Origin of the sequence: Aquabacterium lacunae (genome assembly GCF_004310865.1) — a bacterium.
Lineage (GTDB): Bacteria > Pseudomonadota > Gammaproteobacteria > Burkholderiales > Burkholderiaceae_C > Aquabacterium > Aquabacterium lacunae.
The window spans coordinates 106,774-130,541 of the sequence record NZ_SIXI01000008.1 but is presented as its reverse complement, the minus strand read 5'-3'; the positions used below and the strand labels follow the sequence as shown (position 1 = coordinate 130,541).

20 protein-coding genes are annotated in these 23,768 nt (G+C 69.0%); 14 read left to right on the top strand and 6 right to left on the bottom strand.

The genetic code is table 11. The annotated features are described in order from the left end of the window. Positions 1 to 44: 44 nt before the first annotated feature. The 4 genes from EYS42_RS16160 (at position 45) to EYS42_RS16145 (ending at position 6,192) form a co-directional block, all read left to right on the top strand. Positions 45 to 716, top strand: a complete 672-nt coding sequence (locus tag EYS42_RS16160; protein WP_130969232.1) for an ABC transporter ATP-binding protein — start codon at positions 45 to 47, stop codon at positions 714 to 716. After that, entirely contained in the window at positions 713 to 3,286 is a 2,574-nt protein-coding gene (locus EYS42_RS16155) for an FtsX-like permease family protein (RefSeq protein WP_130969231.1), read from the top strand. The genes EYS42_RS16160 and EYS42_RS16155 overlap by 4 nt, the downstream gene beginning before the upstream one ends. Further along, the gene (locus tag EYS42_RS16150; RefSeq protein ID WP_245503678.1) at positions 3,286 to 4,470 is read left to right on the top strand and encodes a lipocalin-like domain-containing protein; all 1,185 of its coding nucleotides are present in this window, start codon (positions 3,286 to 3,288) and stop codon (positions 4,468 to 4,470) included. Before EYS42_RS16155 ends, EYS42_RS16150 begins: the two co-directional genes overlap by 1 nt. A gap of 150 nt (positions 4,471 to 4,620) precedes the next feature. After that, positions 4,621 to 6,192, top strand: a complete 1,572-nt coding sequence (locus EYS42_RS16145; RefSeq protein ID WP_130969230.1) for a methyl-accepting chemotaxis protein — start codon at positions 4,621 to 4,623, stop codon at positions 6,190 to 6,192. 44 nt (positions 6,193 to 6,236) lie between these two features. Here the strand turns inward: EYS42_RS16145 and EYS42_RS16140 are convergent, their stop codons facing one another. Continuing rightward, complete coding sequence (locus tag EYS42_RS16140) at positions 6,237 to 7,685, bottom strand: cytochrome P450 (RefSeq protein WP_130969229.1); 1,449 nt, start codon at positions 7,683 to 7,685, stop codon at positions 6,237 to 6,239. A gap of 119 nt (positions 7,686 to 7,804) precedes the next feature. Between EYS42_RS16140 and EYS42_RS16135 the strand changes: the two genes are divergently transcribed. Further along, positions 7,805 to 8,860, top strand: a complete 1,056-nt coding sequence (locus EYS42_RS16135; protein WP_130969228.1) for an AraC family transcriptional regulator — start codon at positions 7,805 to 7,807, stop codon at positions 8,858 to 8,860. 13 nt (positions 8,861 to 8,873) lie between these two features. Here the strand turns inward: EYS42_RS16135 and EYS42_RS16130 are convergent, their stop codons facing one another. Further along, positions 8,874 to 10,469, bottom strand: coding sequence for a flavin-containing monooxygenase (locus EYS42_RS16130; RefSeq protein ID WP_130969227.1), 1,596 nt, complete (start codon positions 10,467 to 10,469; stop codon positions 8,874 to 8,876). Positions 10,470 to 10,671: 202 nt separating this feature from the next. Between EYS42_RS16130 and EYS42_RS16125 the strand changes: the two genes are divergently transcribed. Beyond that, the gene (locus EYS42_RS16125) at positions 10,672 to 11,712 is read left to right on the top strand and encodes an AraC family transcriptional regulator (protein WP_165456829.1); all 1,041 of its coding nucleotides are present in this window, start codon (positions 10,672 to 10,674) and stop codon (positions 11,710 to 11,712) included. Here EYS42_RS16125 and EYS42_RS16120 read toward each other — a convergent pair. Continuing rightward, positions 11,699 to 12,463: an HD domain-containing protein gene (locus EYS42_RS16120; protein WP_130969225.1), complete on the bottom strand. Its 765-nt coding sequence runs from the start codon at positions 12,461 to 12,463 to the stop codon at positions 11,699 to 11,701. The two genes, EYS42_RS16125 and EYS42_RS16120, sit on opposite strands and share 14 nt — an antisense overlap. Before the next feature lie 104 nt (positions 12,464 to 12,567). Between EYS42_RS16120 and EYS42_RS16115 the strand changes: the two genes are divergently transcribed. The 3 genes from EYS42_RS16115 to EYS42_RS16105 all read left to right on the top strand — a co-directional run bounded on the left by EYS42_RS16115 (position 12,568) and on the right by EYS42_RS16105 (position 15,075). Continuing rightward, the gene (locus EYS42_RS16115; protein WP_130969224.1) at positions 12,568 to 13,182 is read left to right on the top strand and encodes a Crp/Fnr family transcriptional regulator; all 615 of its coding nucleotides are present in this window, start codon (positions 12,568 to 12,570) and stop codon (positions 13,180 to 13,182) included. 21 nt (positions 13,183 to 13,203) lie between these two features. Beyond that, positions 13,204 to 14,577 carry an Hsp70 family protein gene (locus EYS42_RS16110; protein ID WP_130969223.1) on the top strand — a complete coding sequence of 458 codons (1,374 nt, stop codon included), beginning with the start codon at positions 13,204 to 13,206 and terminating at the stop codon, positions 14,575 to 14,577. 129 nt (positions 14,578 to 14,706) lie between these two features. Next, the gene (locus EYS42_RS16105; protein ID WP_130969222.1) at positions 14,707 to 15,075 is read left to right on the top strand and encodes a response regulator; all 369 of its coding nucleotides are present in this window, start codon (positions 14,707 to 14,709) and stop codon (positions 15,073 to 15,075) included. Between the two features lie 33 nt (positions 15,076 to 15,108). On the opposite strand, the gene EYS42_RS16100 is transcribed toward EYS42_RS16105, so the two are convergent. Together EYS42_RS16100 and EYS42_RS16095 are read right to left on the bottom strand one after the other, a co-directional pair. Then, positions 15,109 to 16,422, bottom strand: a complete 1,314-nt coding sequence (locus EYS42_RS16100; protein ID WP_130969221.1) for a YfiM family lipoprotein — start codon at positions 16,420 to 16,422, stop codon at positions 15,109 to 15,111. After that, positions 16,419 to 17,576, bottom strand: a complete 1,158-nt coding sequence (locus tag EYS42_RS16095) for a pyridoxal phosphate-dependent aminotransferase (protein WP_130969220.1) — start codon at positions 17,574 to 17,576, stop codon at positions 16,419 to 16,421. The genes EYS42_RS16100 and EYS42_RS16095 overlap by 4 nt, the downstream gene beginning before the upstream one ends. Before the next feature lie 276 nt (positions 17,577 to 17,852). Between EYS42_RS16095 and EYS42_RS16090 the strand changes: the two genes are divergently transcribed. The 5 genes from EYS42_RS16090 (at position 17,853) to EYS42_RS16070 (ending at position 23,103) form a co-directional block, all read left to right on the top strand. Next, positions 17,853 to 18,884: an ABC transporter substrate-binding protein gene (locus EYS42_RS16090; protein ID WP_130969219.1), complete on the top strand. Its 1,032-nt coding sequence runs from the start codon at positions 17,853 to 17,855 to the stop codon at positions 18,882 to 18,884. Next, the gene (locus tag EYS42_RS16085) at positions 18,881 to 19,723 is read left to right on the top strand and encodes an ABC transporter ATP-binding protein (protein WP_130969218.1); all 843 of its coding nucleotides are present in this window, start codon (positions 18,881 to 18,883) and stop codon (positions 19,721 to 19,723) included. The genes EYS42_RS16090 and EYS42_RS16085 overlap by 4 nt, the downstream gene beginning before the upstream one ends. A gap of 188 nt (positions 19,724 to 19,911) precedes the next feature. Next, positions 19,912 to 20,661, top strand: a complete 750-nt coding sequence (locus tag EYS42_RS16080) for an ABC transporter permease (RefSeq protein ID WP_245503680.1) — start codon at positions 19,912 to 19,914, stop codon at positions 20,659 to 20,661. Between the two features lie 2 nt (positions 20,662 to 20,663). After that, entirely contained in the window at positions 20,664 to 22,049 is a 1,386-nt protein-coding gene (locus tag EYS42_RS16075) for an amidohydrolase family protein (RefSeq protein WP_130969217.1), read from the top strand. Position 22,050: 1 nt separating this feature from the next. Further along, a complete protein-coding gene (locus EYS42_RS16070; RefSeq protein WP_130969216.1) occupies positions 22,051 to 23,103 on the top strand; it encodes an aromatic ring-hydroxylating dioxygenase subunit alpha in 1,053 nt (350 codons plus the stop codon). Here EYS42_RS16070 and EYS42_RS16065 read toward each other — a convergent pair. Further along, positions 23,061 to 23,759, bottom strand: a complete 699-nt coding sequence (locus EYS42_RS16065; RefSeq protein WP_130969215.1) for a glutamine amidotransferase — start codon at positions 23,757 to 23,759, stop codon at positions 23,061 to 23,063. The genes EYS42_RS16070 and EYS42_RS16065 overlap by 43 nt on opposite strands. Positions 23,760 to 23,768: the final 9 nt, after the last annotated feature.

The following is a 23,768-nucleotide window of genomic DNA, read 5'->3' as shown; positions in this document are numbered from 1 at the left end:
GGCAGTCAATAATCTTTCACATGCTTTGCCATGTGCCGTGAACCATGACCACCCCCTTGCTGTGCGCCACCGACCTGCAACGCCGCCACGGCGAGACCGTGGTGTTCGCACAGGTGGGCCTCACGGTGCAGGCCGGCGAGTTCGTGGCCGTGGTGGGTGATTCGGGCGTGGGCAAGTCGACCCTGCTCAACGCGCTGGCCGGGCTGGAACGCCTGGACGGCGGCGCGGTGCACCTGCAAGGTCGGCGGGTGGACACCCTGCCCGAAGAAGCACAGGCCCTGCTGCGGCGCGAACACCTGGGTTTCGTGTTCCAGGCCTTCCATGTGCTGCCCCACCTGAGCGTGCGCCAGAACGTGGCCTTGCCCCTGATGCTGCTGCAGCGACCCGATGCGGCGCGGGTGCAGCAGGTGCTCGATGCCCTGGGGCTGGGCAGTCTGGGCGAGCGGCTGCCACAGCAGCTGTCGGGCGGACAGCTGCAACGGGTGGCCATTGCGCGGGCCCTGGTGCATCGCCCGCGACTGATCCTGGCCGACGAGCCCACGGGCAACCTCGACCCCGACACCGCCGCCCAGGTGATGCAGGCCCTGCGCCAGCAAACACGCGAGCAGGGCGCCGCCTGCGTGATGGTGACGCACTCTCCGGCCGCCGCAGCCCTGGCCGATCGGGTGTTGCGCCTGACCCGACAAGGTCTGAGCCCCGAGGCCCGGCCGACATGACCGCCGTTTCACGGCATGCCCAGCCGGTGTGGCCACTGGTGTGGCAACTGCTGCGGCAGGTGTCATGGCCCGAGGTGCGCCTGCACCCCGGGCGGCACGCCACGGCCTTGCTGGCGGTGCTGCTGGGTGTGGCGCTGGCGTTTTCGGTGCACCTGATCAATGCCTCGGCCCTGAGCGAGTTCAGCGCGGCCGTGCGCTCGGTGAACGGGCAGGCCGACCTCAGCCTGAAGGCAGCCCGAGGAGGGCTGCCCGAGGCCCTGTATGCGCAGGTGGCCCAGGCACCGGGTGTGCAGCGGGCCAGCCCCGTGATCGATGTGCGCACCCAGGCCCTGGGGCGTGACGGCCAGCGCCACGGCCTGCGCGTGATGGGCCTGGACCCGATGGTGGCCGCCCCCCTGATGCCGCAGCACATGCCTGAAAGCGCCGACGCCGAGGCCCGCCTGCAGATGTTCGCACCGGACAGCGTGTACCTCAATGCCCGGGCCCGCACGCTGCTGGGCATGGCCCCGGGCGACGCCCTGCAGGTGCAGCAAGGCATGGCCTGGCGCACGCTGCGGGTGCGCGGCGGCGTGAGTGCCGGTGGCGAAGCCCTGGCCGTGATGGACATCGGCTCGGCCCAGCACCTGCTGGGCACGCTGGGCCGCATCGACCGGATCGACCTGCAACTGGCCGCAGGGCCATCACCCACCGACTGGGTGCGGCAACAGGCCCTGCCTGCCGGGGTGGTGGCCGAGCAGGCCGACGACAGCCGCCAGCGTGTGTCGAACGTGTCGCGCGCCTACCGGGTGAACCTGACGGTGCTGGCCCTGGTGGCGCTGTTCACCGGGGGCTTTCTGGTGTTTTCGATCCTGGCCCTCGCGGTGGCCCGGCGCCAGCCCACGCTGGCCCTGATGGGTGTGCTGGGCCTGAGCGCGCGTGAGCGGCGCCTGCTGGTGCTGGCCGAAGCGGCCGTGCTGGGCGCGCTGGGCAGCCTGCTGGGCCTGGCCCTGGGCACCGGCCTGGCCGCTGCGGCCTTGCGCCTGATGGGGGGCGACCTGGGCGGTGGCTACTTCGCCGGCGTGAGCCCCAGTTTGCAATTCAGCCCGGTGGCCGCGGGGGTGTACGGCGCCCTGGGCGTGCTGGCGGCGCTGCTGGGCGCCTGGGTGCCCGCGCGCACCGCCGAAGCCCTGGCCCCGGCGCAGGCGCTCAAGGGTCTGGGCAGCGTGAGTGCCGAGGGCCCCCGTGCCTGGTGGGGCCCGCTGGCCATGGCCGCTGGCGTGGGCCTGAGCCTGCTGCCGCCGGTGGCCGACATGCCGCTGGCCGCCTACCTGGGTGTGGCCGCCTTGCTGCTGGGCGGCATCGTGAGCGTGCCGCCGCTGGTGGGGGCGGTGCTGCAACGCTGGCCCGAACCGCGCCAGGCCACCGCCCTGATGGCGCTGGAGCGTGCACGGCGCATGCGGCACACCGCCACGGTGACCCTGGCGGGCGTGGTGGCCAGCCTGAGCCTGTCGGTGGCCCTGACGGTGATGGTGGCCAGCTTTCGGGGCTCGGTGATCGACTGGCTCGACCAGGTGCTGCCAGCCGACCTGTACGCCCGCACCACCACAGCCGACAGCAGCGATGCGCAGCACTTCGGCCCCGAGTTCATGGCGCAAGTGGCGAAGGTGCCCGGCGTGACCCAGGCGGTGGGCCTGCGGGTGAGCAGCGTGCAGCTGCCCTCCGATTCGGGGGGCAGCCAGCCCGCAGTGGCCCTGCTGGCGCGCCCCCTGCCCGACCCGGCGCGCAGCCTGCCCCTGGTGGGGCCGCTGCAAGCCGCGCGCCCGGGCAAGATCAGCGTGTACGTGAGCGAACCCATGCAGGCCCTGCACGGCGCCAGCCCAGGCCGCACCCTGAGCCTGCCCCTGGTGGCCGGCCAGCCGCCCGTGCAGGCCGTGGTGCGCGGCGTGTGGCGTGATTACGCCCGACAGCAGGGCGCGGTGCTGATCGACCTGGCCGACTACCAGCGCCTGACCGGCGACCGCCAGCTCAATGACCTGGCCCTGTGGCTGGCCCCGGGCGTGCGCACCGCCGACGTGCAACAGGCGGTGCGGCAGGCGGCCACCGACACCGGCCTGGCCGGCGAACTGCTGAGCTTTGCCGAACCGCGAGAGATTCGCGAGATCACGCTGCGCATTTTTGACCGCAGTTTTGCCGTGACCTACTGGCTGCAGGCCGTGGCCATTGGCATTGGCCTGTTCGGCACCGCCGCCAGCTTCTCGGCCCAGGTGCTGGCACGCCGCAAAGAGTTCGGGCTGCTGACCCACCTGGGCTTCACGCGCAGGCAGGTGCTGGGCACGGTGGCGCTGGAGGGGCTGGCGCTGAGCAGCGTGGGCGCCCTGCTGGGCCTGGCCCTGGGCGCGGCCGTGAGCGTGGTGCTGGTGAAGGTGGTGAACCCGCAAAGCTTCCACTGGACCATGGAGATGCAATGGCCCGTGTGGCGCCTGCTGGCCCTGGCCGCGGCCGTGGTGGTGGCAGGCACCCTGACCGCCTGGTGGGCCGGGCGGCATGCGGCCAGCCACCAGGCGGTGCAGGCCGTGAAGGAGGACTGGTGATGCGCAGCCCCCCCTGGATGACGCGGCGCCTGTGGCTGGGCTGGGGCGCCGGGCTGGTGGCCTCTTCGGCGGGCGCCCAGAGCTCGACACTCCCCTCGACACCCCTGTCGACACCTGGCTTGACACCCCCTGGGGCACCGACAACACGACCCCGCGTGCTGCCAGGCCAGCCGCTGCGCTTTCCGCGCGACCACGGCGCCCACCCCGACCACCGCACCGAGTGGTGGTACATCACGGGGCACCTGCGTCCCGATGGCGCCACCGCCCACCCCGGCTTTGGCTTTCAGATCACCTTCTTTCGCACGCGGGTGGACGAAGCCGAGGGCAACCCCAGCGCCCTGGCCGCCCGCCAGCTGTTGATGGCGCACGTGGCCCTGACCGATCTGCAAGGCCGCCAGCTGCTGCACGACCAGCGCCTGCTGCGTGCGGGCCTGGGCCTGGCCGACGCCGCCGAGGCCGACACCCGTGTGCACCTGCGCGACTGGCGCCTTCACCGAGAAGCACGGAACACCCCGCATGGCGCAGGCAGCCGCTACGTGGCCGACCTGCCCACGCGCGCCTTCGGCCTGCAGCTCACGATGGACAGCACCCAGCCGGTGCTGCTGCAGGGGCCCGACGGGTACTCGCGCAAAGGCCCGGTGCCCGAAGAAGCCAGCCGCTATTACTCGCAACCCCAGCTGCAGGTGCGCGGGCAACTGCGCCTGAACGGCATGCCGCAGCCGGTGCAAGGCCTGGCCTGGATGGACCACGAGTGGAGCGAAGGCTACCTGCCTGGAGAGGCCGTGGGCTGGGACTGGCTGGGCATCAACCTGCGCGGCGGCGGCGCCCTCATGCTGTTTCGCATGCGCAATGCCGCCGGGCAGGCCGTGTGGGCCGGTGGCAGCTGGCGCCGTGCCGACGGCACCGTGCAGCGCTTCTCGCCTGAGCAACTGCGCTTCGAGCCCCTGGCCCACTGGCGCAGCCCGGCCACCGGGGCGCTTTACCCCGTGCACTGGCGCCTGCACACCCCCCTGGGGCGCCTGACCTTGAAGGCACGCCTGCAAGCCCAGGAACTCGACGGCCAGGCCAGCACGGGCGCCGTGTACTGGGAGGGCCTGAGCGACCTGCTCGACGAGGCCGGACAGCCCCTGGGCCTGGGTTACCTGGAGATGACCGGCTACGTGCGCCCCTTGCGCATGCGCTGAGCCTCTGCCGTAGCGCAAGGCCCGAACGCGTGACGCGCGTCACAGCCCCGCACCGTCTGCTGGCTACAGATTCAGGCGGAGCCTCCGATAACAAAAACGAAACTCTGAAAAAACTCGCGCCCGGGTCAGGGTCGCACCAGAAGGACACGCATGTTCCTCAACCGCATGAAACTTGGCCCCCGACTGACCGTCGGGTTTGGCATCGTCCTGGCGCTCGTTCTGGGCATTGCCTCGGTGGGCTGGGTGAAACTCAACGCCATCACGCGCGGCATCGAGGCCACCCGATTGGCCGACGAGCGCGCGCGCATGGCCGATGAGTGGGCGGGCTTGACCGCGCTGAATGTGAACCGCACCCTGGCCGTCGCCAAATCGGGCAGCCATGAGGAGGTGAAAGCGCACTTCACGCCCTTGATGAAGGCCACATCGGCCCGCATCAGCGAGTTGCAAAAGACATTGGAAGGCGCGGCGGCCGGGACCCCTGACGAGGCCGTGTTTGCCGACATCGCGGCCAAACGCAAGACCTACATCGAGAGCCGGGACCACATCTTCCAGTTGCTCGACATCGACGACCCGGGCGCCAAGGAAGCGCTGGACAGCCGTCTGATGCCGCAGGCCGAGGCCTACCTCAACACCATCCGGGGCTTCCGCGAGTCACAGGAAAAACTGGCCATCGCGGTGGGCGCCGGAGCAGAAGCCGATGCACGCCGGGCCCAGGTGGCCATCGCAGGCCTGAGCGTGCTGTGCATCAGCGCGGGCCTGGGCTTTGCCTGGCTGGTGACACGCTCGGTGACACGGCCCCTGCAAAAGGTGGTCGACGTGACCCACTCGATCGCCACAGGCGACCTGTCCAAGGCCACACGCGGCATCGGCGACGACGAAATCTCAAACGTGCTGAACCGCCTGGAAGAGATGCGCACATCCCTGGGACGCATCGTGCTGGAAGTGCGCGAATCGACCGAATCGATCCGCGTGGCCAGCACCGAAGTGGCCTCGGGCAGCCTGGACCTGTCGGGCCGCACCGAACAGACGGCCTCCAGCCTGCAGCAGACCGCCTCGTCGATGGAAGAAATCTCCACCACCGTGGCCCACACCGCCGAGGCTGCCGGTGAGGCCCGCCGCATGAGCGTGGAAGCCGCGGCAGCCGCCGCCAAGGGTGGCGAGGTGGTGGCCCAGGTGGTCAGCACCATGGGCGAGATCAACGAGCGCTCGCGCCGCATCGTGGACATCATCAGCGTGATCGACGGCATCGCCTTCCAGACCAACATCCTGGCGCTGAATGCGGCCGTGGAAGCAGCGCGTGCGGGCGAACAAGGCCGCGGCTTTGCCGTGGTGGCGGGCGAGGTGCGCTCGCTGGCCCAGCGCAGCGCGCAGGCCGCCAAGGAGATCAAGGGCCTGATCACGGCCTCGGCCGAAAGCGTGGAAGCCGGCACCCGGCTGGTGGAAGAGGCGGGCACCTCGATGCAGCACATCGTGTCGTCGGTGCAGCAGGTGTCGTCCATCGTGAGCGACATCACCCACGCGGCCAACGAGCAGTCGAACGGCATCGGCCTGGTCAACGGCGCCGTGTCACAGCTCGACCAGATGACGCAACAGAACGCGGCCCTGGTGGAGCAAAGCGCCGCCGCCGCCGAGAGCCTGAAAGACCAGTCGCACCGCCTGTCGGACGTGGTGTCGGTGTTCCGGCTGGCCGGCGATCGCCACCACAGCGATCGCCACCTCTGAGCCGCGACGCGGCGGAAGCGACTCGGCGCGGGATCAACGCAGGATCAACGCGGCGAGAGCTGCAGCCTCAGGCCCTCCGGGATCATGGTGAACGACATGATCTCGCGGGCCTCGCGGCCATCGGGCGTGGCCACGCCCTCGAGCCTGAAGTTCTGCAACAGCATGGCCAGCGCCATCTTGATTTCCAGCAGCGCCAGGTAGCGCCCCGGGCACACGCGCGGGCCCGCGCCAAAGGGCATGGACACGCGCTTGGCATTGCCCACGGTGCCCGGCGCGTCGTCGCCCAGCCAGCGCTCGGGCTGGAAACTGCGCGCCTCGGGGAAGAATCGGTCGTCCAGGTTGTCCTGGCGCAGCACCATGAAGACCATGGTGCCGCGGGGCACCTTCACATCGCCCACCACGGTGTCTTTCTGGGCCTCGACCACGTTGAAGGGGCCCACGGGCTTGAGGCGCATGGCCTCATGGGCGCAGGCCTCCAGGTAGTCGAGTTCGGCAAAGCGCTCGGGCGTCCATGAGGCGCCGCCATCGGCCGGGCCCAGCACGCGGTCGACCTCTTGCACCGCACGCGCCAGGGCCTCGGGGCGGCGCACCAGCAGGTACAGCAACCAGGAAATGGACGTGGCCGTGGTGTCTTCTCCCGCCAGCAGCAGGGTGAACACATTGCCGGCCACTTCGGCATCGCCCACACCGCTGCCGGGCTCGTCGGCCGCCACCAGCATGCCTTCCAGCAGGTTCTGGGGGGCCGCGCGGCGGGCCGGGTCTTGCAGGCGTTCGCGGGCCTGGGCAATGAAACCGTCGATGGCCTGCTGCACCACCTTCACGCTGGCGTCGAGCTGGCGGTCGACCGGCAGGCGCACCCAGCGCCAGTAGGGCAGGATGGCGTTCATGCGCCGCCACAGGGCCGGGAAGATCTTGTCCAGGTGGTGCTGGATGATGTCGTCGTCACGCTCGAGCGTGTTGGTGTCCTGCCCGAAGGCCAGCCCCGAGATCACGTCCACCGTGTAGCGCATCAGCTCGGCCTGCAGGTCCATCGGTGCGTTTTGGGCCTGCAACTTCTGCCAGCGGCGCTTGAGGGTCTCGGTGACACGCACCAGAGAAGGAAAGTAAGCCCTCACATGCCCAGGCGAAAAGCTGGCCATCACCATGCGGCGCTGGGCCGCCCAGGCTTCGCCCTCGGCGGTGAACACGCCGCGCTGGATGCCGATTTCTTCGATGACCTCGGCCAGGCGCGAGGGGCGGCGAAAGCCATCGGGCCGGTCTTTGAGCACCTGGGTGACCAGGGCGTGGTCGGAGATCACCAGCAGCTTGTCGCGGCCGAACTGGGCGCGAAACACCGTGCCGTGCTGCGCGATCCAGCGCTCGAGCTCCAGGTGCAGCTCGGGCAGGTGCACCTGGAAGGCGTTGCCCACCAGGGGCCAGCCGGGCGGGCCGGGCAGCTCGTCGAGTGTGCGCAGGGCGGTGTCAGGGGGCAGGGTGGCGGTGGCGTGTGTCATGGCGCCATGGTGGAAGCGCCCGCGGCCCGGGTCAGTGACCGCAGACACCACGGTTCTGGCGTGGCGCACCAGGCCGGGGGCTGACCGCGGGCAGACCCTGTCCCCCCCGGGGCGCTACCATGGCACCCGTGACAAGCCCGACGTCTTCTTCCCGCGGTGGTTTCAGCAGCAGTTATGTGAAATTGCTGGTCGACCACGTGCGCCTGCAGGGCCATGACGTGGCCCCCGTGCTGCAGGCCCTGCAACTGCCCGAAGCCGCCCTGGCCGACCCCGTGATGCGAGTGACGGCCCGGCGCCTCACCGAAGGCCTGCACGCCGCCGGCCGCCTGTGCCGTGACCCGCACATCGGCCTGACCGTGGGCCAGCAGGTCAAGCCCGCCGCCATGGGCCCGCTGGGCTACGCGCTGACCAGCTGCTCCGACCTGGTGGACGGCCTGGCCCTGTTCGAGCGCCTGCAGGCCCTGGTGTGCAGCGAGATCCAGGCCGAACACCGCGTGGTGGGCGATGTGCTGGAAAGCCGGCACCAGCTGCTGGGCGACGTGCCGCGCGACACCCAGCTGTGGACCTTCCTGATGGTCTCGCGCATCGCATTCGCCCGCTGGGTGGCCAGCCGCCACCTGGTGCCCTACGAGATCCACCTGCCGTGCCCGGCCCCGGCCGACCCGCGCCCACTGCAGGCCTTCATGGGCTGCCCGCTGCATTTCGATGCGCCCGAAGCCCGCGAAAAAGGCCCGGCCGACTGGCTGCGCATGGACAACCCGCACGCCGACCCGCAGATCCACTCGGTCATGAGCGCCATGACCGACCACCAGTGGCAGCAGTCGCTGCAGGCCGGTGACCCGCTGCTGGGCCCGCTGCACCAGCTGATCGCGCACCAGCTGCAACGCGGGCAGCTGCCCACGCTGGAATCACTGGCCGAGGGCCTGGACAGCCTGCTGGGCATGTCGCCGCGCCAGCTGCAGCGCCGCCTGGCCGACCAGGGCCTGAGCTTCAAGGACGAGGTGGAAGCCGTGCGCCGCCAGCAGGTGCTGCACGAGTTGCGCCACACCAACCTGCCGCTGGTGGAGGTGGCCACCCGCGCGGCCTATGCCGAGCCCAGCTCCATGCACCGTGCGGTGCGCCGCTGGACGGGCCAGACCCCGGCGGAAGTTCGCCAGGGCCTGGCACCGACCTGAACCCTCGCAGGGGTCAGCCGCGGGGCTGATGGGCGGAGCGAGCCATGACCCCCTCGCGCGCGCCGGCGCTCAAGCCGGTCACCGTGACGCTGCCGCCCGAAGCCTTGCCCACCACCGATCCAGTGCACTTGCCGAAGCGGTAGTCGGCCAGGTTCACGCGGCGGGTGTCCAGCCAGTAGCGCCAGGTGCTCTTGGGCCAGATGGCGAAGTTGATGCCGTCGGCGGTCTGGTACCAGCTCTTGCAGCCCGAGCTCCACACGGTGCCTTTCAGCGCGTCGGTCATCTCGCCCAGGAAGCGGGTCATGGCCTCGGGTTTGACGTCGATGTAGTCGGCGCCCTGCTGCTTGACCAGCTTGATGCACTGGATGATGTGGTCCACCTGCGCCTCGATCATGAAGATGATCGAGTTGTGGCCCAGGCCGGTGTGCGGGCCCACCAGCATGTACATGTTGGGGTAGTTCGCCGTGGTGATGCCCAAGTAGGCGGTCGGGCTGGCCTTCCAGTCTTCGGCCACCGTGTGCCCGTTCAGGCCCCGCAGCTCGAAGTTCTTCATGTAGATGCGCGGGTCGACCACGAAGCCGGTGCCCAGGATCACGCAGTCGAGCTTGCGCTCTTTGCCGTCCTTCGTGACGATGCCGTCTTCGGTGAAGTGCGACAGGTTGTCCGTCACCAGCTCCACGTTCTGGCGGTTGAAGGTGGGGTACCACTTGTTGCTGATCAGGATGCGCTTGCAACCCAGGGTGTAGTCGGGTGTGAGCTTCTGGACCAGGGCCTTGTCCTTGACCTGGTAGCTGATGAATTTTTTCAGCAGGCCCTCACCGATCCTGGCCATCCAGGGGTTCAGGATGGGCCACACGCGTGATTCGTTGGTCCAGTAGCAGCGCCAGCGGTGCAGGGTCTGCGTGACCGGCAGGGCCTTGAACAGCGCCTTGCGAAAGCCCGAGTAGCTGCGCTCGTCACGCGGGATCACCCAGGCCGGGGTGCGCTGGAACACGTGCAGCTGGCCCACCTTGGGCGCGATCTCGGGCACGTACTGAATGGCCGAGCCGCCCGTGCCGATCGAGGCCACGCGCTTGCCTTCCAGCGGGTAACTGTGGTCCCACTCGGCCGAGTGCATGACCTTGCCCTTGAAGCTGCTCAGGCCCTGTATGTCCGGGATGGCCGGCACGTGCAGCGGGCCCGAGGCCAGCACCCAGTGGCGGGCGATGATGGTTTCGCCACCCATGGTCTTGATGACCCACTTGCCGATGCCTTCGTTGAACACCGCGCTGTCGACTTCCTGGTTGAAGTGGATCTTGGGGCGCAGCTTGTGCTTCTCGACCGTGTCGAGGATGTACTGCTGGATCTCGTGCCAGGGGGCGTAGCGCTTGCTCCAGTCGTGCTTGCGCTCGAACGAGAACGAGTACATGTGCGACTGCACGTCGCAGGCCGCGCCGGGGTAGTGGTTGTCGCGCCAGGCACCGCCCACCTCGCCCTTCTTCTCCAGGATCAGGAAGTCATGGATGCCAGCCTTTTGCAGCTGGATGGCCATGCACAGGCCGCCGAAGCCAGCGCCGGCAATGGCCACTTCCACGTGGCGAACGATGGGGGTCTGGGTTTGAGCGGTCATGGGGCACCTCGTGTGGGGCTTGTGGTGGGGTGCTGTGTCGTTGATCTGACAACAGCCTGTCTCCGATGTGCCCATGGTGCCCAGGGCGCTCGCGGCAAACCATGTTCGAAATCAACGTGCAATTGATCGTTTCGGCCACAATGCGGCTCGAACGCCCCCGCCCACTTCCCGGTTTGATCCAGATCAACGTCGCCCAACCCGCATGAGCACCCGTTCCGTCCTGGGCCTGATGTACCTGCTGCAGGGTCTGAAGCAGCATGGCCATGACCCGGACCTGGTGCTGGCCCGCCACGGCCTGAGCGAGGCCCAACTCGACCCCAGCACCCGCATCGACCGCACCCGCGAGCTGCAGATCTACGCCGACCTGGCCGACAGCCTGCAGGGCGAGCCGCTGATCGGCCTGAAACTGGGCAACAGCTACGGGCTGGCGGGCTACGGGCCCCTGGTGATGCTGCTGCTGACCTGCCCCACCGCGTGGGACGCCATCCAGACCGGCGTGAAGTACCAGAAGCTGACCTACCTGTACGGCACCCTGCGGCTGGAGCCCGGCGAGCGGCAGAGCGCGCTGATCCTGGCGCCCATGGCCATGGCGGCGGCGGCCTTCCGCTTCCGGGTCGACGGTGAGGTGTCGGGCACCTTCAAGATGGTGCGCGACATGCAGACCGCCATGGGCATGGACCTGCGCCCGGTGCAGGTGGACATGCCCTACCCCAAGCCGCCCGAGGCCGCAGCGTATGAACAGCACTTTGGCTGCCCGGTGCGTTTTGGCGAACGCGAGGCGCGCTTCTGGCTGCGCAACGAGCACCTGCAGACGAAGCTGCCCACGCACGACGCCACGGCCCACGCCATGTACCGCAGCCTGTGCGACCAGCAGCTCAAGGCCCAGGAGGCCAGCGGCGACAGCCTGGCCGAGCGCGTGCTGGCCCACCTGGCCCTGTTCACCGGCGACTACCCCAGCGCCGACGAGGTGGCCCGCTCCTTCGGCCTGTCGGAGCGCAGCCTGCGCCGCCAGCTGACCGACGACAGCGGGCGCAGCTTCCGCGACCTGCTGGCCGAGGCCCGCTACGCGAAGGCTCGACAGCTGCTGCGCGGCACGCACCAGCCCATCGAGGCCATTGCCCAGCAACTGGGCTACGCCGAAGCGGCGGCCTTCATCCACGCCTTCCGCCGCTGGGCCGGGCTCAGCCCCCGGGCCTACCGGCAGGGCGGTGAACCCACACCGCGCAGCGTCAAAACGGATTGAACCGGATCATCCAGCCCACACCCAGTTGGGCCAGCAAGGCCGCGCGGGTGTCGGGCTGCCGCTGGCGCTCGGCTGCCAGGAAGGCTGTGAACCGCGCGTCGAAATCCAGCCGCGGGTGGGCCTGCAGCACCGCCTGCCGGTAACTGCGGGGCAACTGCGCCAGGCGCGCACCGGTCACGTCACAGGCCGCGCCCCGCACCAGCAGGTGGGCCTCCAGGCCTTGCGACAGCGGCACGGCGCCGTTCATGTGCAGCGCAATGGCCTGGCCCACGGCGTGTGTGCGCTCGGCATTCCAGCCGCAGGCCTGGGCCGTGTGCATGGCCACGGCGGCCGAATGCCCGGTGAAGCACTGGCAACCACTGGCCTGGCGGCCATCCGGGTCGGCCACGCCCAGGTCGTGCAGCAGGCTGGCCACCAGCAACAGCTCCACATCGGGTGCGTGGCCCTCGGCCACCCCGAAGGCCCAGCCCCAGGCGTGTGTGCGCCAGCCGTGGTGCAGCAGGTCGGTGCGGCCGGTGGCGGCCATGGCCTGCAGGGCCCGGGCCACCGCCGGGGTGTCGGGCCACGGCACCGGTTGCGCCGGTGCGCCGGGCAAGGCCCGCGCCCAACGGGCGCGCACCAGGTCACCCAGGGCCGGGCCCAGCGCCGCCTGCATCAAACCCAGGCGTTCTTTGAGCGACAGGCGGCCCTCGGTGCGGCGCAGCCAGGCCAGCGTGCCCACGGTGTCGGCGTCGTGGCGGGTGTCATCCATGTTTTCTCCCCTTGCATGTGGAACGATGCCGCCTATGCTGTCGCCCTGGCACTGCGGTGTCATTCACACAAGATAAGACCCCCCAGCAACCCCGAAGGAGCCCCATGCGCGACTGGCTGTGCTGGCAGGTGCTGGGCTGGCTGGCCCAGGTGCCTGCCGACCAACTGCCCGACCCACCCGCTGATGCCGAGCGCCATGTGCAGCTGGTGCCACTGCGCAAGGGCCAGCGCCTGTTCGACATCGGGCAGGCCCACCCCTATGTGCACGTGCTGCGCCGCGGCTGCGTCAAGACGCTGTACCGGGGCGCCGACGGGCAGGAATGGGTGCAGGCTTTTTTCGACGAGGGCAGTTTCCTGTGCAGCCTGACCTCGCTGCTGCCCGGCGGCGTGTCGAGCTACGCCTGCGAAGCGCTGGAGCCCTGCGAGGTCGAACGCATCGACTACGCCTGGCTGGAAGCCACCGCCCGCGCCCACCCGCTGTGGCAGCAAGCCCTGCTGATGGGCTGGAAAGACTACGCCACCCGGCGCGAACAGCGCGAGCACCTGCTGCTGACCCACACGCCCGAAGCCCGCTACCAGGCCTTCGTGCAACAGCATCCCGGCCTGGCCCAGCGCGTGCCCCAGCAAGACCTGGCCCGCCACCTGGGCATCACGCCGGTCTCGCTCAGCCGCATCCGCGCGCGGCTGCGAGCGCCTACAATCGCGCCCCCGGCGGTGTGAGACCGCCCCTGCCCACTGCCCATGCCCGCTTCTTCCCGCCCCTCCACGCCTGGCGCCGCCCAAGGCTTTTGCGCCATCGACTTCGGCACCTCGAACTCGGCGATTGCCATCCCTTCCGGTGGTGATCAGCCGATGCGCCTGGTGCCTCTGGAGGGCGAGCACCTGACCATGCCCACGGCGGTGTTTTATTGCACCGACGCCGACGACCTGCCCCCCGGTGCCGTGCAGCCGCGCAGCACCGGCCGCCAGCTGGAGCTGCCCCGCACCTTCGGCCGCGCCGCCATGAAGGCCTATGTCGATGGCTACGAAGGCCGCCTGATGCGCTCCATGAAAAGCGTACTGGGCTCGGGCCTGATCGACCAGACCACCGAAATCGGCGGCGGCATGGGCGTGAAGTACCTGGACATCATCACCACCTATTTGCGCCATCTGAAAGATGGCGCCGAAAAGGCCGGCGGCCAGCCCCTGCGCCAGGTGGTGATGGGCCGCCCCGTGTTCTTTGTGGACGAAGACCCGGTGCGCGACGCCCAGGCCCAGGCCTCGCTGGAACAAGCCGCCCGTGCCGTGGGCTTTGACGACGTGGCCTTCCAGTTCGAGCCCATTGCCGCGGCCTTCGACCACGAGCGCCACCTGGACCACGAAGAGCTGGTGCTGGTGGCCGACATCGGCGGCGGTACCAGCGACTTTTCGGTGGTGCGCGTGGGCCCCTCACGCCGCGCCGTGCTCGACCGCCGCAGCGACATCCTGGCCAACCATGGCGTGCACGTGGCCGGCACCGACTTCGACCGCCGCGTGTCGCTGGCCGCCATCATGCCCACCCTGGGCCTGGGCGCCCACGGCCCCAGCGTGCTGGGCCAGCCGCCCAAGCCGGTGCCCAGCAAGGTGTACCACGACCTGTCCACCTGGCACCTGATCAACACGGTGTACGCCCCGCCGCGCGTGGCCGAACTCCAGGCCATGGACGACTTCTACGCCAACCCGGTGCACCACCAGCGCCTGATGAAGGTGGTGCGCCAGCGCCTGGGCCACGCCCTGATCGGCCAGGCCGAAGGCGCCAAGATCGCGGTGGCCGACGGTGGCCACACCGACATCGACCTGCAGGCCATCGAAGCGGCCCTGCACCAGCCCTTTGACGACGCGGCCGCCGCCCAGGCCCTGGCCGACGACCTGGCCCGCATCCAGCGCTGCGCCCTGGAAACGGTGCAGATGGCCGGCGTGCAGCCCTCGGACATCGGGGCGCTGTATTTCACGGGCGGCTCGACCGGCCTGAAACGCCTGACCGACGCCCTGGCCGCCACCCTGCCGAGCGCTCGCTCCGTGCGCGGCGACCGCCTCGCCTCGGTGGCCGCCGGTCTGGGCCTGGACGCCGCCCGACGCTTCCAGCACAAGCGCTGAACAAGGGGCAAGCGCGGCAAATGTCCGGGAAAGCCGACCATCTCGGCTTGATGGGCATTCCAGCGCACTCCACAATCAGCCGAAAGCAGGGCACACGCCGTTTCCTGCCGCGCTCAGCGTGGAGCCGCCATGACCGCCATCCTCATCATTGACGATTCCCTGACGACGACCATGTCGATCAAGTCGGCCTTGACGCTGTCGGGCTACGACGTGCACACCGCCAATGACGGCGCGTCTGGCCTGGCGCTGCTGGACAAAGGCTACCGGCCCGACCTGATCATCACCGACATCAACATGCCGGGCATGACCGGGCTGGAAGTGATCGAGAAGGTGCGCACCAAACTGCGCTTCATCCCCATCCTGGCCCTGAGCGCCGAAAGCGCGCCCGGCATCCGCCAGGAGGCACGGGAGCTTGGCGCCACTGGCTGGCTGGTCAAACCCATCAAGCCCGATGAGCTGGTGGGCGTGATCAAGAAGCTGGTGCTCAAGGCTCACTGAAGCGCCGCCAAAGCCTTGGGCCCTGTCCGGGGCTCAGCGCAACACAGGCAGGCGGTCCACCCGCTGCTGGATGTCGCGCCACACCTGATCAAACGCCGGGTTGCCTGGCCCCCCATACTGGGCGCGAAACGCCTCGGCAGACATGAACTCGGGCAGATCGCTCACGTCGGGCATCCAGTCGCTGTCGCGGCGGGTTTCCGTGGCCTGAAACTGCAGCCGCACTGGCGAAGTCCTGGCCATCTGGCCCAAGCGGCTGCCCGCCAGATCGGCCGCGATGTCGTTGAAGCTGAACCCGCTGCCTTGGGCGCCGGGGGTGCTGTCCAGCACCTCCTTGAACACCCCGACCGCATTGGCCGCTCGGCTGCCCGCCAGAGTCGACAGCAAGGCCGACATCACATAATGCTGGGCAAAATCCTCACGGCCATTGAGGCACAAAGGCAAGGCCTGGCCACCTTCCCACCGGAGGTTGGAGGGCAGCAGCTTCTGCACGGGCCACTGCATCGCATGCATGCCAGCCACCAGCAGCACCACGCGGTTCTCGCGCGCGGCCATGGGCTCTGACGATGGCGTGTCGGTGGTCATCAGCGCACTGGCCAGGGTGCGGCGCCGCGCGAGGTCGAACATGCGGGCCAGCACGTGGGACATGTGGCAGCCCTGTTGCAAGGTGGTTGCCACCATCAGCTGATGCTGCTCCACGATCACCGGCCAATCGGCAGGCGGCGCGACCAGGTTCAAGGCGCGTCGCTTGAGCTGGTCGGTCAGCTGCAAGGTGCCCGTGACATGGCGCTCGGACACTTGTGCGGACACCAGGGTGCCCTCGGCAATGGCCAGCGCGTCTTCCATGCCATGGTGGCGCGCCACCCCCTGCAGCACGGCCTGAACCAGACCGGGGGCCACTGGCACCTGCCCCAGACGCAACTGCTGGAGCACCGGCTTGCGAGACGCCGGATCAATCGCCCACTGCATGTGAACATTGATCCAGGGCCTCCAGGACGCCAGCACACGCAGAGGTGTGCGCTCGACCGGCAGAGCCGCCACCAGGGTGACTTTGTCGGGCTCAGGCCGCACATCGATGGACGCCGGCATGAACTTGCGCACCAGCACATTGAGCACCGGCTGCACGTCGGCCGCCGGCAGAGACAGCGTGACGGGCTGACCGGACAAGATCGTGCGGGTGATGCCGTGGGGCAAGCTGGCCCGGAAGCTCACCCAGATGCGAGCCAATGCCGCGTCCTCTTCTGGCGAACTCACCGCATCAGGGGCAGATGACGTCAAGGCCATCGAGAGCGCACCGGCGAGCGCCACCGGCGCCAGCACGACCGCGGACACCCAGCGCCAGCGGCTCACAGGCGAATCAGGCGCTCCAGCGCCTGCTCCAGGGTACGGGCCGATTTGGCAAAGCAGAAGCGGATCACGCCATGGTCATCACCCTCGGGGTAGAAGGCCGACACCGGAATGGCCGCCACGCCGTGCTGCGTGGTGAGCTGCTCCACGAAGTCGCGGTCCGGCAGCTCGCTCAGGGCACGGTAGGTCACGCACTGGAAGTAGGTGCCCTCGCAGGGCAGCAGCCCGAAACGTGAGCCCGCCAGCGCCTGCCGGAAGATGTCGCGCTTGCCTTGGTACAGGGCCTTGAGCTGCTCGTACCAGCCGGGCTGCTGCATGAAAGCCGCCAGCGCGTGCTGGCTGGGCGTGTGCACCGTGAACACATTGAACTGGTGCACCTTGCGGAACTCGGCCATGAGTTCGCGCGGGGCCAGGCAGTAGCCCACCTTCCAGCCGGTGATGTGGTAGGTCTTGCCAAAGCTGGACACCACCACGGCGCGTTCGGCCAGGCCGGGAAAGCCCATCACGCTGTGGTGCACGCCCTGGTCGAACACCATGTGCTCGTACACCTCGTCGCTCAGCAGCACGATGCCGGTGCCGCGCACCAGGGCTTCGAGCCGGGCCATGTCATCGAGCGACCACACGGTGCCCGTGGGGTTGTGCGGCGTGTTCAGGATGATCATGCGCGTGCGCGGCGTGATCAGGCGCTGCACCAGGGCCCAATCGGGCTTGTAGCCGGGCAAGCTCAAGGGCGCATGCACCACCGTGCCACCCTGCAACTCGATGCTGGGGCCGTAGCTGTCGTACACCGGCGTGAACACAATCACCTCGTCACCCGGGTGCACCAGGGCCGCAATGGCCGTGAACAGGGCCTGCGTGGCCCCGGCCGTGACCGTCACCTCGGTGTCGGGGCAATAGATGGCGCCATACAGGGCCTGCACCTTGGCCGCGATGGCCTCGCGCAGCACGGGCACGCCGGTCATGGGGGCGTACTGGTTGTGCCCGGCCTGGGCGGCCGCATTCAGCTGAGCCAGCAGCTCGGCGGGCGCATCGAAATCAGGAAAGCCCTGCGACAGGTTGATGGCGCCATGCTGCTGGGCCAGGGCCGACATCACCGAAAAAATGGTGGTGCCCACGGCAGGCAGACGCGACGAAACCGGAAGGGGAAAGTTCGGCATGCCTGCAGCATAGCGCTGCGCCGTGGCGCGCTGTCACCGAAGGTGTCACATCCGGAGGGCCCAGTTGTGGGCATGGACCTGCAAGAGCGATGCACCAAGGCCGTGCCACCGCCCCCCTGGCTGGCAGGCACAAAGTTTGCGTTAGATCAAACCGACGGAGTAGAAGCGTTCAGCCTGGTGCACGGCCCCCGTGGCCACAGCAGGTGGGGAATTGCTCCTTGCATGGGTTGCGCCCTGGCGCACCCGCATCGAGTGTTTCCTGCCTGAAAGGTGCCCATGACCACTGCTGTTTCGACTCGCCCGGGCTTTTGCCGCCCCGCTCTTCGTCGCCCCATCCTCCGCCGCCTGTTCCTGGCCGCTGCTGCCAGCCTGGGCCTGGCCCACAGCCCCGCTGCACGGGCCCAAGACAAGCTCACCTTCCTGACCAGCTGGTACGCCCAGGCCGAACACGGCGGCTTCTACCAGGCGCTGGCCACCGGCCTGTACAAGCAGGCCGGGCTCGACGTGACCATCAAGATGGGCGGGCCGCAGGTCAACGGCATGCAGCTGCTCACGGCCGGTCAGGCCGATCTGATCATCGGCTACGACTTCCAGGTGCTGTCGGGCGTCGAGAAGGGCCTGCCCGTGGTCACCGTGGCGGCCAGTTTCCAGAAAGACCTGCAGGGCATGCTCACGCATGGCGATGTCAAAAGCCTGGCCGACGTGAAAAGCAAAACCATTCTGGTGGCGGGCAACAACCGCACCAGCTGGTGGCCCTGGCTGAAGTCGAAATACGACCTGACCGACGCGCAGACCCGGCCCTACACCTTCAACCTGCAGCCCTTCTTCGCCGACACGAATGTGGTGCAACAGGCCTACCCCTCGTCAGAGCCCTTCCAGGCGCTCAAGAAAGGTCTGCCGCACAAGTTCTTCCTGTTCGCCGACGAGGGCTACCCGCCCTACGGCACCAGCATCGTGACCACGCAAGGCCTGCTCAAGGCCAAGCCCGATGTGGTCAAGCGCTTCGTGGACGCGTCAATGAAAGGCTGGGTCAGCTACCTGAAGAACCCGGCGCCAGGCAATGCCCTGATCAAACAGGACAACCCCAACATGAGCGACGAGCAGATCGCCTTCGGCATCTCGCAGCTCAAGGCCCTGAAGGTGCTCGACAGCGGTGATGCCGCCACACAAGGCGTGGGCACCATGACCGCGGCCCGCTGGAAGGCCACGCGCGACTACATGGTCAAGGAAGAGCTGCTCAAGCCCGACACCCCCTGGCAGCAGGCCTTCACGCTGGACATCGTCAAGCAGGTCAAGGTGCTGCCATGAGCCGCACCACCCCAAGGACCACGGGTGCCATGCCCGTGGTCGAGGCCCTGTCGGCCTGCAAGACCTATGGCAACGGCACCCATGCCCTCGCGCCCACCGACTTCACCTTGCAACCGGGTGAGTTCGTCTCGCTGATCGGGCCCTCGGGCTGCGGCAAGAGCACCCTGCTCAAGCTGGTGGCCGGGCTGATCGAGCCCAGCGACGGACGGCTGCAGTGGTGGCGCTCGGGCCAGCTGCCCCGAGGCGCGGCACCGGCCGGCAAGCGCCTGGCCTTCGTGTTCCAGGAGGCCACCCTGATGCCCTGGGCCAGCGTGGAAGCCAATGTGCGCCTGCCGCTGGACCTGCAGCACGTGCCGCGCGACGAAGCCGCCGAGCGTGTGGGCCGCGCCCTGGCCCAGGTGGGCCTGAGCCGCTACGCCCGCCACAAGCCGCGTGAGCTGTCGGGCGGCATGCAGATGCGCGTGTCGATCGCACGGGCCCTGGTGACCGACCCCGACCTGCTGCTGATGGACGAGCCCTTCGGCGCGCTCGACGAAATCACCCGCAACCGCCTGGACGACGAGTTGCGCCAGCTGTGGGCCGAGCGCGGCCTGTCGGTGATGTTCGTGACGCACTCGGTGTACGAGGCCGCCTTCCTGAGCAGCCGCGTGGTGGTGATGGCGGCGCGCCCCGGGCGCATCGTGCATGAGCTGACGCTCGACGCACCCGGCATGGCCGAAGCACGGCCCGCGGGCTACCGCAGCTCGGCCACCTTCGCACACACCTGCCAGCAACTGTCTGACCTGCTGCTGCAGGCCAGCCTGGTGAGTGGCACCGACCAACTGGAGATGGCCCCTTGAGGGCCCGCAAAGGCACCCCCATGTCCTCCTCCATGCTTGCCCACGGGGCCCGCGCATCGACGCATGCCGCGACCTCTTCTTCTGTGCCATCCCCGGCGTCGTCCTTGGCGCCGCCACCCCGCGTCACAGCGCGGCGGCGCACCCCCTGGGTGCAGAACGAACGCTTCCTGCGCGTGGCCGTGCCCGCCATGGTGGGCGTGCTGCTGCTGGGCCTGTGGGAATGCCTGGTACGGGCCTTCAACGTGCCCGAGTACCTGGTGCCCGGCCCGCTGCGCATTGCCCAGGCCCTGCACGATGATTTCGGCCTGCTCATGAAGGCGCTGTGGACCACGCTGTGCATCACGGCCGGGGCCTTCTTCGTGGCCACCGTGATCGGCACGCTGGTGGCCTTTGCCTTCGTGCAGAGCCGCTGGGTGGAGCTGAGCTTCTTTCCGTATGCGGTGCTGCTGCAGGTCACGCCCATTGCGGCCATTGCGCCGCTCATCATCATCTGGGTCAAGCAGCCCACGGCCGCGCTGGTGGTGTGCGCCACGCTGATTGCCCTGTTCCCCATCATCGCCAACACCACCCTGGGCCTGCGCAGCGTGTCGCCCGGCCTGGCCGCCTTCTTCCGCATGCAGGGCGCCAGCCGCTGGCAAACGCTGGTGCGCCTGCAGATACCGGGGGCACTGCCTTACTGGTTCGCGGGGCTGCGCATCTCCAGCGGCCTGTCGCTGGTGGGCGCGGTGGTGGCCGAGTTCGTGGCGGGCACGGGCGGGCAGGGCGCTGGCCTGGCCTACGAGATCCTGCAAGCCGGCTACCAGCTCAACATCCCGCGCATGTTCGCAGCCCTCGGCCTGATCAGCGCCGCCGGTGTGGCCCTGTTCTGGCTGATGCTGGGCCTGAACCAGTGGGCCTTGCGCGGCTGGCACGACAGCGCCACCCCCCAGGAGCACTGACCATGCACACCCCAGAGCGCAGCTTCCTCATCCAGGGCGCCACCCTGCTCACCGGCGAGGCGGGCTCCGCGGCCTTCACCTTGGCCACCGACGTGCGTGTGGTGCAGGGCGTGATCACCGAAGTGGGCCGGCTGCAGCCTCAAGCTGGCGAAGCCGTGGTCGACGCGCGGCACCACGTGCTGTACCCCGGCTGGGTCAACACGCACCACCACCTGTTCCAGACCGTGCTGAAGAACGTGAGCGCGGGCCAGGGCGTGCCGCTGATGCCCTGGCTGGAGGCCGTGCCCTACGCCTACGGCCCGCACATCGACGAAGAGGCCTTGCGTGTGGCCGCCACCCTGGGCATGGCCGAACTGCTGCTGTCGGGCTGCACCACGGTGGCCGACCACCACTACCTGTTCGGCCCCGGCATGGGGCACAACCCGGCCGAGGTGCTGTTCGATGTGGCCGACCAGCTGGGCCCGCGCTTCGTGCTGCTGCGCGGTGGGGCCACGCGCACGCGGCCCTTCACCAGCGAGCAGCACCTGCCCATGCCGCATGAAAGCCTGGACCAGATGCTGGCCTCGCTGGAAGACACCGCCGCGCGCTGGCACCAGGGCGGGCCCGAGGCCATGCGCAAGGTGGTGGTGGCCCCCACCACGCCGTTCTACTCCAGCAGCCCCGATGAACTGCGTGAGCTGGCCCGCGCCGCGCGCCGCTGGGGCCTGGGCCTGCACACCCACCTGTCGGAAACCACCGACTACGTGCGCTTTGCGGCCGAACGCTGGGGCATGCGCCCCGTGCACTGGTGCGCCGAGCACGAATGGATCGGGCCCGACGTGAGCTTCGCGCACATGGTGCACCTGGACGACAGCGAGATCGCGCTGTGCGGCCAGACCGGCACCGCCATTGCGCACTGCCCGCAAAGCAACGGCCGCCTGGGCAGTGGCGTGGCACCCGTGCAGGCCCTGCACGCCGCAGGGGCGGTGGTGAGCGTGGGCGTTGACGGCGCGGCCTCGAACGAAGCCGCCGACATGGTCAGCGAGCTGCACGCGGCCTGGCTGATCCACCGGGCCCACAAGGGCGCAGGCGCGCAGGACGTATCCACCCTGGTGCACTGGGCCACGGCCGGCGGGGCGCGTGCCCTGGGCTTGAACGCCGTGGGCCGCATCGCCCCCGGGCAGCAGGCCGATCTGGCCCTGTACAGCCTGCACCACCCTCGCTACGCCGGACACCACGAACTGGCCACCGCGCCCATCACGGCGGGCGGCAGCCCCCACCTGAAACACCTGTGGGTGGCCGGCCGCGAAGTGGTGCGTGACGGCGCCATCCCGGGCCTGGACCTGAACGAATGGCTGGACCGCGCGCGCCGCGTGGTGCAGCGCCTGCAACACCTGAAAGTGAACTGACATGCTGACCACCCGACAACCCGTGCTGCGCAACTTCTGGTACGCCGTGATGCCTTTGTCCATGCTGAGCGACGGCCCGCAACCCTTCACCCTGCTGGGCGAAAAGATCGTGCTGTTCCTCGACGAGCACGGCGAGCCCGCCGCCCTGAAAGACCGCTGCTGCCACCGCACGGCCCAGCTCAGCAAGGGCTGGTGCGAAGGCGGCAAGGTGGTGTGCGGCTACCACGGCTGGACCTATGACCGCAGTGGTGCGGTGGTGCGCATCCCGCAGTACGAATCAGGCCGCGACATCCCCTGCCAGTTCAAGACCACGGCCTACCGCTGCACCGGCCGCTATGGCTACGCCTGGGTGTGCCTGGGCGAGCCGATCGACGACATCCCGCGCATCCCCGAGTTCGACGACCCGGGCTACCGCACCATCTTCCAGTTCTACGAAACCTGGGCCACCAGCGGCCTGCGCTTCATGGAGAACTCGTTCGACAACTCGCACTTCAGCTTCGTGCACCGCAACACCTTCGGCGTGGCGGCCCAGCCCGCGCCCAGCAAGTACCTGATCGAAGAAACCGCCCACGGCTTTTATGCCGAGACCGTGATCGACGCGGTGAACCCACCGCACCTGCGGCAAGTCAGCGGCGTGCAGGAGCCCATCACCACGCGCCACATGCGCAACGAGTGGTACCGCCCCTTTGCGCGCCGGTTGGACATCGAATACCCCAGCGGCATCCGGCACATCATCATCAACAGCCTGGCCCCCATCGACGACGGGCACATCCAGGTGGCGCAGTGGCTGTTCCGCAATGACACCGAGGCCGACTGCCCGGCCCAGCTGCTGATCGATTTCGACCATGAGATCACACGGGAAGACAAGGTCATCATCGAAAGCACCGACCCCGACGCGATGGTCGACACCAGCCGCCATGGCGTGGAGTATTCGATGGCCTCGGACAAACCGGGCATGATCATGCGCCGCCAGCTGCTTGCCCTGCTGCGCGAGCACGGCGAGCAGGAGGTTCACGCCGGCAACGTGGCCAGCCAGTCGACCAGCACGGCCTGAGCGGCCCGCTCCAGGGCGGGGCCCAGCTGCCGGGCCTGTTCGCGCAGCAGCGGCACACTGATGCCCGCTGCGCCCAGCTCGGCCGTGTGGCCGATCAGCCAGCGCTCGAAGGTGCGCACCTCGGCCTCGGGGTGGAACTGCAGGGCCAGCACCTGCGGGCCCATGCTGAAGGCCTGGTGCGGGTACAGGTCAGAGGCCGCCAGCCACTGCGCGCCAGGCGGCAAATCGAAGGTGTCGCCATGCCAGTGCAGCACGGGCACGCCCTGCAGGTGGCGCAAGGGCGACTGCAAGCCGGCGGGCGTGAGGTGCAGCTGCGCAAAACCGATCTCCTTGCGCCCCCCGGGGTACACGCGCCCACCCAGGGCCTGCGCCATGAGCTGTGCGCCCAGGCAGATGCCCAGGGTGGGGCGCCCCGCCTGCAAGCGCTGCTGCAGGGCTTGCAGCTCGTCGTGCAGGAAGGGGTAGCGGTCGCTTTCGTACACGCCAATGGGCCCGCCCAACACCACCAGGCACTCGGCCTGCTCGATGGCGGGGCCCACGGCATCGACCCCGGCCTGCAGGCAGGTGATGCCATGGCCGCGCTGGCGCAGCACAGCCTCGTAACTGCCCAGGTCTTCAAAGGACAGGTGCTGGATGACGGTGATGTGGGCGGGCATGCCAACAGC